Here is a 13672-nt window from a genome sequence, read left to right on the forward strand (position 1 = left end):
AAAAAAACGTGACGCATAAGTCCCCGACCGGATAGATATCCCTGCCGCTCTAAACCTGCGCGGATTCAACCATGTGGGGTGTGCGGGAGTATCAACCGTGCCGTGCGGGAGTTTTCGCGAGCGTCGCCTTCGTCATGGCGCTTGGCAGCACACCGAAGTGCCGGCGGAACGCATCACTGAAGCAGCGGGGGCATTCATAGCCTGCCTGGAACGCCGCCTGCGCCACCGACAGCCCGTCGTGCAGATCCCCAGCCGCCCGTTCCATGCGGCGTTGGCGGACATACCCGAACACGGTCGTACCGAATGCCGCCTTGAAGCCCCGCTTCAGTTTGAAATCGTTCATGCCCGCGATTGCAGCGAGCTGCACAATCCCGGGTGGATCCTGCAGGTGAGCATCCAGATAGTCTCGGGCCCTCGTCAGGGCGCGTTCAAGCGCGGCCTCTGAACCAAACTGCTGGCCTCCCGCGTCCTCCACTTGTGCTGCCAGCAAACCCAGGGCGCACGATTCGAGGAACAGCGTTCGACCGGCACCGGCGTAGGGTGCGGCAAACATTGCTTCGATCATCGCCACTCCGGCTTGATTGAGCGGCGCCAGTCGCGTTGTCGCGATGGTCTCGCTGGCTTGATCGACGATCGCCATGAGACTGCTTCCGCCCAAGCCATGCCGATCCAGCAGTTCCCCCGCCGTCTCTGGTGCGAAACGTATAGCGACGGTGCGGAAACCATGCTCCGGCAGAACGAACGACGATGAGGAGGTGCGCGGCGCGGTACCAGCGCGCACTTCCAGGGGCCGGGTTTCGAACCGCCGGCCCTCCATGTCGAACCGGCTCCCACCCTTCAGGTGGAAGTCAATCGCGAACACGTCTTCGGGTTCGACATAGTGAAAGGTGCATTGGTCTGAGGAGCGGATATCGCTCAGAACCAAGGTCATCCCGTCGCGGAGCTCAATGGTCTCGATCGTATCGATCGGACCAGGCCGCGCTTGTGGCCAGAGAGCTGGCTGGTTCCTGCTTGTATTGCCGGCTCTTTCGGGTGCCCCCTGGGTGGCAGACCGAAGATCGGGCTGCGAGGCAAGCTCATGCCTTGACCTACGCGCAGAAGGAGGCCGCAGATTGCAGCTCATCGCGTTCACTGATTGCCCTCTTCGAACTTCGGCGCTCGGTCGAAGTCAGCACGACCGAACGGAAGGTCGCGGAACAGATAGCCGTAGTAGAACTCGCGCAGGCGGGCATGGTAGGCCCGAATGCGATCTTGGTAGGCGAGCTGCGCTTCCAGATCGGTGTCAGCCATGCGCGTCAGCAGCGCCTGCACGCCGACGGACGGGAGAACCCAGCCCAGGCTTTCGGCCAGTGCCGCGCGCCGCTCCAGCCCCGCCCGATACTTCTGCACCAACGGCGCGACGCTCTCGTCCCCATTCTGGTGAAAGGCCAAGTACCATTTGTAATGAAACTCGTGGGTGAGCGGCGGCGAGTCGGCCCACCGCGGATGATTGGCGTAGAAGCGCCGCATCGTATCTTCGCGCGGAATGTCCCAGGCGCGATTGACCATCTCGCGCTGGGCAAGTGCGATCTCGGCCCCTTGGTTCACCGGCACCGCGCGGTTGATGACCACATGGGCGAGCGTCGGCAGCACTAGCACCAGCACGATCCAGACCGCCGCCAACGTCGCCGCATTCGCGACCGAGCTCCATCGCAGGCGCGCAACCAGCAGCGCGAGCAAGGTCCAGAACAAGAGGTAAGCGCCGGCGATGCCAATCACGGCAAACGTGGTGGCAATCGGAACGGCGGACAGCGCTGCAGCGGCCGCGAACGGCACCGCGATCATCGCAAACAGCAAGGCGAACCGAAGCAGTACACGGCGACGCCACAGCCTGCGCCCGCCGACGGGCAGCGCCTCCAGCGTCCGCAGCCGGCCCGCCTCGCGCTCCGACGAGGTGAGATCGTGGAACAGCACGAGCGCAAACAGGGGCGCGAGGAAGACCAGCACGAAGGCGAAGTCGAACCGCCCCGGCAGAGCCAGCTCCGGGTTGAACACGTCGCCATCGTAGACCTGCGCCTCCAGCCCCAGTGCTCGCACGCGCAGGATGAACGGCGATACGTCACGCATGCCGAGCGCGGCGAACGCAAGCGGCGAAGGCGCATCCCACGTGGGATGGAAGCTGTAATAGGCCGCGCTGCCCGCATCCTCCGTCCGGACGACATAATCGGCGACGGCGGCGATGTCCTCCGCCTGCGCCTCCGGAATGGCGGCGATCTGCGCGCGCTGCCGCGACACTTCCGCCATGCCCGTCCCTAGTGCGGCCACCGTCAGCACCCCTAGTAGAGCCAGCGCGATGACCGCCAGCCGCGCCCGCAGCAGCAGCCGCAGCTCGAACATCCACAAACGCATCACTTGGCTCCCAGCCGGCGCGTTGCGCGCCACAGCATCAGGCTGGCCAGCACCAGCCATGCGAGGACAATCCCGAGGCCCGGCAGGGCGCGGGCTGTGAGGGCGGCACCGTCCGGCGCCTGGTAGGTGAAGTCCGGAATCGCCTGCCAATTGCCGGCCTCGATCCGCTTGCGGCGATCCGCACCGGCGTCGGAAGCCGTGTCGTCGGCATAGGAGACGCTGTCGGCCTGCAGTTGGTTCAACCGCTGGACGACATCGTAGCGATAGGCCTCCGCCTGCTCGAGGAACCGGCGATGACCCACGAAGCCAGTCCCCGCCGCCGCCATGGACAGGCTTCGCAGTGCGATGGTGGGGCTGACGAGCCCAATCGCGTTGATGATGCCGTTCTGACGCGCCTGCGCATCGTAGCTCTCGTTTGAATACCGATCGAACAGCTCGGAGGTAAGCCGCTCCCCCTCCAGCGCCAGCAAACCCTTGTAGTTGACCGGCAGGTCCTCGACCCGGTCGGCGCCATAGCGGTCGAGCACCGACTGCTTGAACTCGGCGAAGTGGGGGTCGTCGGGGTTGTGACTATCGCCGATCTGGCGGAGGTCGCGAGCGATGGAGACATCGGTCTGCAGCCGGTCTCGCAGTGGCACCGCCGCGCTCGCCACGTCAGGCGCGATGCGCGGCAGCAGAATGGCGACCACTGCCCAGATACCGAGCAGGAGAAGCAGCGCGTCGCGGCTGCGCTGGGCGGCGGCCGAGACGGCGACGATGCCGACCACCCAGGCAGCGAGATAGATGCCGTAGCCAAGCGCGACGACGATCATCGGCAGCGCCAGTGCGCCGGGCTCGCCGGCGATCAGTGCGAAGCCGATCATCGCCGGCAGGCCGACCAGCAGGGCGACGAGGCTCAGCGCGCCGAGCTTGCCGCGGACCAGCTGCCCGCGCGAGGCACCTTGCAGCATCAGCAGACGCAAGGTCCCGCGCTCCCGCTCGCGCGCTACGGCACCGTAGCCGAGGAAGATCAGCAGTAAGGGCGCAACGATCTGCAGCACGAAGGCGGGGGTGAGCTGGCCGAACCGGATCAGCAGGGAGCTTTGCCGCACATCGCCGAAATTGGCGCTATTCTGGCGATGCCCCTCAAGGAACATCGAGCTGCCCGTGAATGCATCGACACCCGGGTCGAAGGCCGCGAGGGGGCTCAATGGCCGATAAATAAAGGTGCCATAATGGACCACGCGGTGCGGGTGGCGATCAGGCTGCGCATCGAATGCTTCCGCGGCGGCCGCCTGGTGGCGTTCGCGCAGGTCAGCGATGCCCTGCTGGTGCGTCCAGGAGGTGAGCGCGGCAGCCAGAGTTAAAAGGACGAGCAGGACAAAGGCGGTGACCGCGACACGATTGCGGCGCATCAGTCGAAGCTCGTCCGCAGCGATAAGGCGGACGGGGCTCATGCCGCCAGCGCCCCCGGCGCGGTAGCGAAGCGGGCGTGAAGCGCGCGGATGTCGAAGCGTTCCGGGCCCGATGCGGTCACTTCCTCAACGATGCGGCCAGCCTCAAGGAATCCGATGCGATCCGCGACGTCGGCGGCGCTCAGCAGATCGTGGGTGACCATCAGCACGGCGGTACCGCGCTCCCGCACACTGCTGAGCAGAGCGTTGAAGTCAGCGGTGGCACGGGGATCGAGGCCGGAGGTCGGCTCGTCCAGCAGCAGCACCGGCACCTGGCGTAGCAAGGCGACGGCGATCGCCACCTTCTGCCGCATGCCCTTGGAGAAGCCGCCGAGCCGCTCGTCCCAGGCGCGCTCCTGCAGACCGGCCGCGGCAAAGGCATCGGTGATCGCGCCCTTGCCCTGCGCCTCGCCCGACAACGCCAGCAGGTATTCGGCATTTTCGGTCGCGCTCAGGTGCTCATAGAGCGCGACGTTCTCCGGCAGGTAGGCGGTCTTGCGGCGCGCCGCGTCGGGATTGCTACCTGGATCGATCCCGCAGACGCTTATTGTCCCGCTGTCCGCTCGGACGAAGCCAAGGAGCGCTGCAAGGGTGGTCGACTTGCCGGCCCCGTTGCCGCCGAGCAGCGCGGTGATGCTGCCTGCCGGGACCTGCAACGAAAGTCCGTCCAGGACGCGATGCCCGCCATATGCGAGCACCAGACGATCGATCAGGATCGGTGTGGATTGGTCTTGTCTCATCGGCTGGTCCTCAAATTTCGAAGCGGAGGGAGGCGCGAACGGTGCGCGGCGCGCCCGGGTAGATCCACAACGCGCTGTAGGAGCTGGCCGCGTATCGCTCGTCGAAGAGGTTATCGACCTCCAGACGGAAGCGGAGCTGCTCCATCAGCGGCGCTTCGATCGCGGCTTTTGCCTTGACGTATCCGGGCAGCAGCACAGGCGTCGCCGCCACCGATCCCGATCGGTCGCCAACGTATGCGACACCGCCGCTCAGATGCCAGTCGCCGCGGCCGGTCGGGATCTGGTGCACCACCAGCAGCGTGCCTGAATGCTCCGGCACATTGAGCACGGCGGGCGTGGGAAACGCCTCGTCATCGGCCCGTGCATCAAGCCAGGCGTAGTTGGCGACGATCTGCCAGCGATTGCCGAGCCGCGCGGACGCGTCGAGTTCGATGCCGCGACTGACGAGGCTCCCTACCGGGGCGAGATAGCTCGGATCGACCGGGTCGGTGGTGAGGATGTCACGCTTGCGAATGTCGAACCAGGTCGCCGCTAGGTCGATGCCGGGCAGGTCAGCAGCAATGCCGAGCTCATAGCCCCGGCCGGTTTCTGGTCCGAAGCCGTCCCCGTTGCGGTCCGTGCCGGTGTTGAGCGAGAAGTTCTCGCCCCAGTTGGCGTGCACCGCGACCACGTCGCTTACCTGGTATCGCGCGCCGACACGCAAGCTCACCGGTTCGTCGATGTTGCGTCCGGTTCCGCCCGTGTTGTTGTTGACGATCGTTTGCCGGTAGGGGTCGATCCGGGCGCCGCCGACCAGCGTCAGCCGGTCCGTGACATCCCACATATCCTGCACGTAGATGGTGCCGGCCCAGCGGCTCTCGTCATTGTTGGTGAACGGGCGCAGCGGTGCCGCTGTCGACCCATACACCGGATCGAACAGGTCGATGGCATAAGGCGCGCCCGCCGACGGATTGATGCGCATCCACCTTTCGCCATAAAAGAAGCGATAGCCCTTCACGCCGATGCTGACGCGGTGCCCGCCAATCTGCCCGGCGAGCTCCAACCGGGCGGAGAGATCATCCACGCTGAAGTTCCGCGACCGGCGCTGGCGCCACAGTGACGTGCCGACGATACGCGACTGATCCGCCGAGAGGCCTTTCAGCGTTCCCGTGCGCCAGACCACGCCGCCGTTCAGCGTCCAGCTGCCGCCGATCTCCGCCAGACCGGTGACCTGGTGCTGATTATTGCGCGACCTGGTGAGCCCGTTCGAAGGCTCTCCGTAATAGTTGGACCGAGGCAGGGCATTGGCATCGCCATCAATCGCCGGGATGCCCCGGTCAAACGGCGTGTCGAACTGGCTGAACTCACCCGCGTAGGTCAGCCGCAGCGCATCGCTTGGCCGCCAGGTTAGCGATGGCGCGACGATGCGGCGCCGGATCGACACGGTATCGCGCCACCCGTCGCTGTCTTCGGCCGCCACCACGATCCGCGCGGCAATCGTGCTCGACAGCGGCCCGGTTACATCGACCTCGGCTCGGCGCGTGTCGAAGGAGCCGTAGCTGATCAGCACATTGGCTTGCGGGGTGAAGCGCGGCACCTTGGTCACGATGTTCACGCGCCCGCCGGGGTCCACGTCACCGAACAGCGCGCCCGCCGGTCCTTTCAGAACCTCAACGCGTTCGGTTGTCGCGGGGTCACGCGGAGGCGCCATGCCCCGGTTAGCGAGGAAGCCGTTGACGTAGTACTCCGCACCACCATCCGGCGTGCCGAGGAAGCCGCGGACCGCGAAGTTATCGATCACACCGCCACGGTTGTTCTGCTGGCTGAAGCCGCTCACCAGTTCCAGCGCATCGCTAAGCCGGTATGTCCCGGCCGCGTCCAGAATGTCGCGCTCGATCGACCTGCTCGACTGCGACATCCGCTCGGTCGCGCGGTCGGACGACAGGGTTCGGTCAACAGTATTGCGGGTGCCAAGCACGACAATCTCGTCCTGCTCAGCGGGCTGCGAAGCCTCGTCGGCGCTATTTTGGGCTTGCGCGTGCGCGGAAGTTGCTCCGATGCACAGAGCGCATGCAGCAGCACAGGAGCGCAAAACGAGTCTGGAAGGGTGGGAAGAAATCAACATGATGCTTTCTGCTTAAGACCCGCGGTGCTGTCGCGGACGTGGTGTGGTGTGGTGTGGTGTGTGGCTTGGTTCGTCGGCTGGCAGGCAGCGCATTCGCCGCCGCATTCGATGACCAGCTGCTGCGGAATGTGACCCGTGGCACCGATCACGTCCCGAACCACGCGGGCCGGAGCACCGAACGGGATCAGCCGCGCCTTCTCGCAGTGAGAGCAGCGCACGAACGCCCAGTCGTGCTCATGCGGGTGGGGCGAGATCTGAACCGCGCGACTGCTCGCGATCGGAATGACTAGCCGGGCCTCTTCAAGAGTGCTCAGGATACGGTAGATGCTGTTGGTGTAGACCTCCGCGCCGCCCTTCCGCAGGGCGTCGGCCAGCTCGTACCGCCCCCACGGGCGATCATGCGTCCAGAGCAGTTTCATGATCTGCAGCCGCAGGGGCGTCCAGGACACTCCCCGCGAGCGGCCGGCGTCCAGATAGCTCTGGAGCTTCGGGCGCTGCGTCTCGCTCATCCTATCGGCACCGCCCATGTCGGCAGAGGTCTTCATACCGTTCTCGCTTTTGCTGCTGGTAAGAGTGACCGCCGCCGGTCCCCGTGTCCGGCGGCGGCCGTCGTGCCGGCACCGCTAAAAGGCGGCGCGCACCCCGAGCACGACATTGCGACCCCGCAAGGGAGCGGCTTCTTTGACGAACGAGACGTGATTGTATGCCAGCTCGTCCAGCAGGTTGGTCGCCCGCAGGAACACCTCGCTGCGGACCGGGCCGAGCGGCAGCTGGTAAGCGACCGTGGCGTTGAGCATGTTGTAGCCAGGCGTCGCCGTCTCGAAGTCGGCGACACTGTCCTGCTCGAACACGTGCTGGAACTCGAGCTCACCGAACAGCGGGCCACTGCGTGCATCCGCACGCGCGCCCAGACGCCCCGCCGGTATGCGCGGCAGGTTCTCGTCCAAGCCTTCGCTGAACTTGGCGCGCACGTAGTCGCCGAACACCGCGAGCCCGAGCACGGGGGTCAACTGCTGGCGGAGCGACCCTTCGAAGCCCCAGAACCGCGCATCCCGCTGGTCATAACGGATCAGGCGGAAGTCCTCGAATCGGTCGAGAGTATCGGCATAGATGTAGTTATCGATCTGGTTGCGGAAGGCGCTCAGCGTGATCCGCGTCGGCCCCTGCGTTTTGCGGAAGGTCAGGTCGATCGTGTGAGCGGTCTCCTTGCCGAGCGCCGCATCGCCGATCTCGAACGTATTGGTGGCAAGGTGAATGCCGCGCGCGAACAGCTCCTGGTTGGTCGGCGCGCGTTGGGCCCGGGACAGGCCCAGCGCCAGCGAGTAGCCTGGCGAGAACGTCCAGATGCCAGCGCCGGAGATCGAGAACGGCGAATGTTCAGCGCTGCGGCCGTCCACCGTCCTGATCCGCTGCCATTCCTTGCGCGCCCCCAGTTCGAAGCGAACCGGCCCCGCTTCCAGGCTTTCGAACAGGAACACGCCGGTGTTCTTGGTCAGGCTCTCAGGCAGGAAGGCCTCAGGGCCCTCGGTGCGGAAGCGGCTGCGGCTGTTCTGGATACCGACCACTCCGCGCAGACCCATGATGGGGGCGTGCTCGACTTCGAGGCGGACGTCGTGGCCCTTGTTGAAGAACCCGGTCGGCTCCTCGCCTGCCTCGTGCTCGTGATCGTCTTCGTCGTGGGCGTGATCATGCTCATCCTCATGGTCATGATCGTGCTCTTCGGCATGAAGTTCGTAGTGGCGATAATCGCTGAAGCCGCCGCGCAGCCGGATGCGCTCGATCGCGGGCACGGGATTGCGCAGCTCACCGCGGACATCGAAGCGGTTGCTTACGAGGTCGACGAACACATCGCTGTGCTCCTCGTGATCATGATCGTGGTCATGCTCCTCTTCCTCATGCCCATGGCCACCACAATGCAGCGAGCTACCGTGCGGATGGCAGCTTTCGTAATCGTGGTTGTGCCCCGGTACGCCGTACTCGCTTTCCTGCCGCGTATAGGCGACGCCGAAATAGCCATTATCGCCCACGATCGAGCCGCCGAGCGTGCCGGTCCGGGTCCTGTTGAAGGTACCGGCAACGCGGTTCTCGTCCCAATCGGGCGCGCGATAGTCTTCGCTGTCGCGGTAAACCCCCTCGGCGCGCAGCGCGAACGGACCGGCGCCGACGGTCACCCCGCCGACCGCGGTCCGCTCGTCATCCGCCGTGCCCCCGCGCAATTCGGCGACTGCAGCGATGCCGCGTGCGGGGATTTCTTCCGGGATTCGCGTATCGAGCAGGTTTACCGCGCCTGAGATGGCTCCACCGCCATACAGCAGGGCTGCCGGGCCGCGCAGGACCTCGATCTGACGCAGCAGCAGCGGCTCGCTGGAAATGGCGTGATCAGGCGACACGTCGGAGGCGTCCTGGATCTGGGCGCCATCCTGCAGGATCCGGATACGCGGCGAAGTCTGGCCACGGATGACGGGGCGAGCAGCGCCGCCGCCGAAGGTATCGGCATTGATGCCCGGCTCGTTCATCAACGTTTCGCCGAGCGTGGCCTGCCGGCGATAGATCAGATCGTCGCCGGCGATGACGGTCACGGGCGTAGTGGTCTCGTCAGCCGTGCGGCCGAGCGGCTGCGCAGTCACAATGATCTGGTCCGGGGCCACCGTGCTGCGCGCGCCAGTCGCAGTCTGTTCGTCTTGCGCGGCAACCGCTCCTGAGATCGTTGCAAGGGCAGTTGTAGCAAGCAGTCGTATGGACATTGGATACTCCGAAAGGATCGTGGAAAGGGAAAGTGAGAAGCTCAGCGCGTGTCCCGCGCAGCGTATCGGTTGGGGGATCTGCTGGCGCTCAGCTGCCAGTTCCGAAGATGCGCCCCCGCGAGCAGCACGCTGCCGGCAACAGTGACCGCGGTTTCGGTGATCGGCGTCAGCCCAGCGAGCGCGCCGATGCCGAGCAGCGACAGGCCAGTCAGGGCGAGCAAGGCCGGGTACATCACCCCATGGTGGCGATAGCCGCGCAGGACAGCCCACGCGCTCACCGGGACGGCGAAGGCAAAGGCAATGAGATGTGCCTCTTCCGGCAGGCTCAAGACCCTGGCGGTGGCAGGTAGCGCCGCAATCAGGAACGGCAGCATCAGGCAGTGCGCGAAACATGCCGCAGAGGCACCTATCGCCAGGCGGTCGAGCCAAGGGCTCGGGGCAGAAGACATTGGAAAAAGGATCCGGCGTGACGGGCGCATGGGCCACGAAGCATCGGTCCGCGGAAAAGCTGCGGACGGCGATTAGCTGCCGAGGGGAGACGCCCTGGGGCGACGCGATTCGGGCACTTAAGCGTGCCCGATCCCTTGGCAGCGCCTCAGATCAGTGGCGGATTGAGCAAGGGTGAGATGGTACGCCCGGTCAGAACCGCCCCGTCCGCCGGCGCAGGTTGAGCTCGATCTTCGATGCCGACCGCAGCAATCACAGGGAGGTCCGGGAGCAACATGTTGCCTAGGTTCACGCTGCCGTCTGCCGCGTGCCCTTTTTTCTCGGCGACCGAAGCCGCCGCTTCCTCAGCTTGTGCGCTTGCAGACACGATATCGTCCGAACTGGTCAGCGCAGCTTCGTGAGCTTTGGCATCCGCATGACGACATACCGATAGCGGCGCAGCTGCCACTTGGGTCATGCCGAAGGCAAGCATCATGACGAAGAGGAACAGGCGGCGCACGCGAGAGGTAATAACATTACATTCAAGCTTTGCAAGTGCCGTTCTCTGAACTAAGCGACGCGCCATGCCAGACAGCAATCGCATGTTCCTAGACATGTTCTCCGACCCCGACCGCATCGCGGCTTACGCTGAGGGGCCACCGCGCTTCACCCCAGGCCTGGAAGCAGTGCACCGCATGACGGGCATTCTTTTAGCAGAACGCACGCCAGCCGATGCGCACGTGCTGGTCCTTGGTGCCGGAGGTGGGCTTGAGCTCCGGGCCCTTGCGGCGGCCGAGCCCGAGTGGCGCTTCACTGGCGTGGACCCTGCCGGCCCCATGCTCGAGCTTGCCCGCAACGCGTTAGGCGCAGACGCAAGCCGAGCCGAGCTGGTCGAAGGGTACATCGATGACGCTCCGCCGGGACCTTTCGATGCCGCCACTTGCTTGCTCACCTTGCACTTTCTGGACCGCGCCGAGCGCTTGCGTACGCTGCAGGAGATGCGTCGGCGGATGAAGCCGAGTGCACCCCTGGTGGTGGTGCACTCCAGTTTCCCACAAGACGAGCCCGCTCGCACCCGCTGGCTGGAGCGGTACGCAGCCTACGCAGTCGCTTCCGGCGCTGATGCGGCGCAAACGGAGCAGGCGCGCGCCGCGGTGTCCGCCAGCCTCGCGCTGCTGACACCCGATGACGACGAAGATTGCTTGCGCGCCGCCGGCTTCAGCGATGTGGAGTTGTTCTATGCCGCCTTCACGTGGCGCGGCTGGGTTGCGACGGCTTGACCTCAACTTCCGCTTTCACGATCGGCGGTTTGAAAGTTGAATGACCGAGCTTTGGGCGCAAAGCGAAAGTTCTAGGGCAAATCTGCGAAAATTTGCCAATGATCTGAGTGCTCATCTTTTGTCCTCTTCTGGGCACCATTTAGCGATACAGCACCCCCGATTAGGGCCGGGACCGCGGCTTGCGGCGGTCGCGACCGCTGCCTGGAAGGGTCGGACAGTAGCGGGCGTGCAGATCGCCGCTTCGCTTCCTACCTTCGGTAGATGATGTCCCCGAACCGCGTCCGCGTGATCGATCTCGAAACGACCGGGTCCAGTCCGCCGGCCCATGCGGTTTGCGAGATCGGCTGGCAGGATGTCGTGCGTCAAGGCGATGGCCGATGGGAGCTGGATGCGGACGGGAGTGCGCGCTTCGTCGATCCGGGGCGGCCGATCCCGCCGGTGACGATGGCGGTGCACCATATCATGGACGACGACGTCCGGGGCGCCGCGTTCTGGGCGGATATCGCGCCCGCGATCCTGCGACCGGAAGGCGGGGCAGTCGCGCTCGCGGCGCACCGGGCATCGTTCGAGCAGCGCTTCTGCACGCCCAAGTTGTCGGGCGGTGCGCGGTGGATCTGCACCTGGAAATGCGCGCTGCGGCTGTGGCCCGACAGTCCGAGCTTCTCGAACCAGGTGCTGCGGTACTGGCGGATGCCGGAAGGCCTCGACCAATCGAAGGGTCTGCCGGTCCACCGCGCCTTTCCCGATGCCTACGTAACGGCCCACCACTTGCGCGATCAGCTAAACGCGGCTGGTCTCGACACATTGCTGGCGTGGAGCGCCGAGCCGGGATTGCTCCCCCGCGTCCCGTACGGAGCGGATCGCGGCCGTTACTGGCACGAGCTCGATGACGAAGCCGTGCGGGGTTACACGGCGGACCGTAACGAGGACGTGCGCTTCTCGGCGCAGAAAGAGGTCGAGCGCCGGTTCGGCGTCGCTCCGGCCTCCGGCACCGGGCCGGCGCAGGGCGAGCTTCTCTAGCCGAGGATCGAAAGGACGAGGGCAGCCGTCGTCACAGCGAAGCCCAGCCCGGCCGACCATACCGCGTCGCGGTGGCTGTCCCACCAGGAACCGCGCCTCATCGCGCGGCCACCACGGCAGACGGCGACCAGCCCCCGCCAAGCGCGCGGAACAGCGCGATCTGGCGCTGCGAGACGAGCGTATCCTGATCGGCGAGGGCGGCCTGCGCCTCGGCAAGCGTGCGTTCGGCGTCGAGCGTCTGCAGCGAATCGACCACGCCTTCGCGGTTCTGGGCGCGGGTAATGCGCGCGGCACGCTCGGCGGCATTCTGCGCGGCGGTCAGCGCGCGTCGCTGCTCGATCGCGCGAGCGTAATCGGACAGTGCGGTCTCGGTTTCCCTGAGCGCGGTCAGGATCGTTCCGTCGAACGCGGCCAGCGATCCTTGCGCATCCGCACCCGCCGCATCGATCCGCGCGCGAACCGGTTCGCGGTTGACGAACGCCCAGTCGACCAGCGGACCGAGCAGGAACCCGAGCGGCCCACCGGAAAACAGGTTGCCGAGGCTGGACGCCGTCGACCCCACCGAACCGCCCAGCGTAATGCGCGGATAGAGGTCGGCGCGGGCGACACCGATCCGGGCGGTATCGGCCAGCAATCGCTGCTGCGCCGCCCGCACGTCGGGCCGGCGGGCGAGGAGCTGTGCCCCGTCGCCTACCGGAAGCGGGGCGGTGATCTCGAGCGGCAGCGAACGTTCGCCGGCAATGCCGGGAAGCTGCGAGGGTGTGCGACCGGTGAGCGTCGCGAGGGCGAACAGCGCGGCATTGCGCTCCGCCTCGATCGCCGGGATCGTGGCGGCGCGTTGTTCGCGCAGAGCTTCGATACGGGCAACCGCCAGACCGTCGGTCAGGCCGGCATCGTGCCGCTTGCGGGTGAGCCGCAGGCTGTCGTCGAGCAGGCCGACGATCGAGCGCGCCGTCGCGATCCGGGCAGCGGCGCTGGCGGCGGCGGCATAGGCCTCGGTGGTGTCGGCAATCGCCATCACCCGCACCGCGTCGGCATCGGCCTGCGCGGCGGCAAGATCGCCTCGCGCCGCCGCGACCGAGCCCGAGACACGCCCGAACAGGTCGACTTCGTAGGCGATGTTGCTGCCTACGCTGAATGCGGCACCGCTGCGGTCCTCGCCCGGCAGGGTCTGCCCTTCCGGCGTGCGGCCGTACCCCGCCGAGGCGCTGAGCCCGCCCTGCGGAAGCCGATCGGCCCGCGCGCCGCGCAGTGCAGCCCGCGCGCGCGCGATACGGGCGACCGCCTGGCGGACATCGGTGTTGGCGGTCGCGGCATCGGCGACCAAGCCGTCGAGCACGGGATCGTCGTACATCCGCCACCAGTCGGCGGGCAGCGGCGACGGGGTGACCACCCCGGCCTCGGCGGAAAGGAACGGCCCGGCCGACGCGGAGGGGGGGACAGTGGTCGCGACGTCGGCCGGGTTGGCCGCGCACGCCGAAAGGGCAAGTGCGGAAGCGGCGGCGAGTACGAAAGAACGAAGGGTCATAGGTTGCAT

General features: G+C 66.3%; 12 protein-coding genes. 2 read left to right on the plus strand and 10 right to left on the minus strand.

Annotated elements, in window-relative coordinates; genetic code table 11:
- Positions 1-91: 91 nt before the first annotated feature.
- From D4766_RS09520 to D4766_RS09560, 9 genes are all read right to left on the minus strand, one after another.
- Positions 92-1123: a helix-turn-helix domain-containing protein gene (locus tag D4766_RS09520; protein WP_120717249.1), complete on the minus strand. Its 1032-nt coding sequence runs from the start codon at positions 1121-1123 to the stop codon at positions 92-94.
- 5 nt (positions 1124-1128) lie between these two features.
- Positions 1129-2388: a DUF3526 domain-containing protein gene (locus tag D4766_RS09525; RefSeq protein WP_120718156.1), complete on the minus strand. Its 1260-nt coding sequence runs from the start codon at positions 2386-2388 to the stop codon at positions 1129-1131.
- Positions 2388-3824 (minus strand): ABC transporter permease, encoded by a 1437-nt coding sequence (locus D4766_RS09530; protein ID WP_120717250.1) that lies wholly within the window; start codon positions 3822-3824, stop codon positions 2388-2390. The genes D4766_RS09525 and D4766_RS09530 overlap by 1 nt, the downstream gene beginning before the upstream one ends.
- Positions 3821-4561 (minus strand): ABC transporter ATP-binding protein, encoded by a 741-nt coding sequence (locus D4766_RS09535; RefSeq protein ID WP_120717251.1) that lies wholly within the window; start codon positions 4559-4561, stop codon positions 3821-3823. The genes D4766_RS09530 and D4766_RS09535 overlap by 4 nt, the downstream gene beginning before the upstream one ends.
- Positions 4562-4571: 10 nt before the next feature.
- On the minus strand, positions 4572-6665 hold the full coding sequence (locus tag D4766_RS09540) for a TonB-dependent siderophore receptor (RefSeq protein ID WP_120717252.1): 2094 nt from the start codon (positions 6663-6665) through the stop codon (positions 4572-4574).
- On the minus strand, positions 6659-7210 hold the full coding sequence (locus D4766_RS09545; RefSeq protein WP_120717253.1) for a Fur family transcriptional regulator: 552 nt from the start codon (positions 7208-7210) through the stop codon (positions 6659-6661). Before D4766_RS09545 ends, D4766_RS09540 begins: the two co-directional genes overlap by 7 nt.
- 78 nt (positions 7211-7288) lie before the next feature.
- Positions 7289-9409 (minus strand): TonB-dependent receptor domain-containing protein, encoded by a 2121-nt coding sequence (locus tag D4766_RS09550; RefSeq protein ID WP_120717254.1) that lies wholly within the window; start codon positions 9407-9409, stop codon positions 7289-7291.
- Positions 9410-9450: 41 nt separating this feature from the next.
- The gene (locus D4766_RS09555) at positions 9451-9888 is read right to left on the minus strand and encodes a MerC domain-containing protein (protein ID WP_325049076.1); all 438 of its coding nucleotides are present in this window, start codon (positions 9886-9888) and stop codon (positions 9451-9453) included.
- A gap of 116 nt (positions 9889-10004) precedes the next feature.
- Positions 10005-10355, minus strand: a complete 351-nt coding sequence (locus D4766_RS09560; RefSeq protein ID WP_120717256.1) for a hypothetical protein — start codon at positions 10353-10355, stop codon at positions 10005-10007.
- Positions 10356-10419: 64 nt separating this feature from the next.
- Here D4766_RS09560 and D4766_RS09565 point away from each other — a divergent pair, with 64 nt between their 5' ends.
- Both D4766_RS09565 and D4766_RS09570 read left to right on the plus strand, forming a co-directional pair.
- Positions 10420-11115, plus strand: coding sequence for a class I SAM-dependent methyltransferase (locus D4766_RS09565; RefSeq protein WP_120717257.1), 696 nt, complete (start codon positions 10420-10422; stop codon positions 11113-11115).
- Positions 11116-11379: 264 nt separating this feature from the next.
- Positions 11380-12135 carry a 3'-5' exonuclease gene (locus tag D4766_RS09570; RefSeq protein WP_194955758.1) on the plus strand — a complete coding sequence of 252 codons (756 nt, stop codon included), beginning with the start codon at positions 11380-11382 and terminating at the stop codon, positions 12133-12135.
- Between the two features lie 97 nt (positions 12136-12232).
- Here D4766_RS09570 and D4766_RS09575 read toward each other — a convergent pair whose 3' ends face one another.
- Positions 12233-13663: an efflux transporter outer membrane subunit gene (locus D4766_RS09575; protein WP_120717259.1), complete on the minus strand. Its 1431-nt coding sequence runs from the start codon at positions 13661-13663 to the stop codon at positions 12233-12235.
- Between the last annotated feature and the right edge of the window lie 9 nt (positions 13664-13672).

Origin of the sequence: Tsuneonella amylolytica, from assembly GCF_003626915.1 — a bacterium.
In the GTDB taxonomy this organism is placed as follows: Bacteria; Pseudomonadota; Alphaproteobacteria; order Sphingomonadales; family Sphingomonadaceae; genus Tsuneonella; species Tsuneonella amylolytica.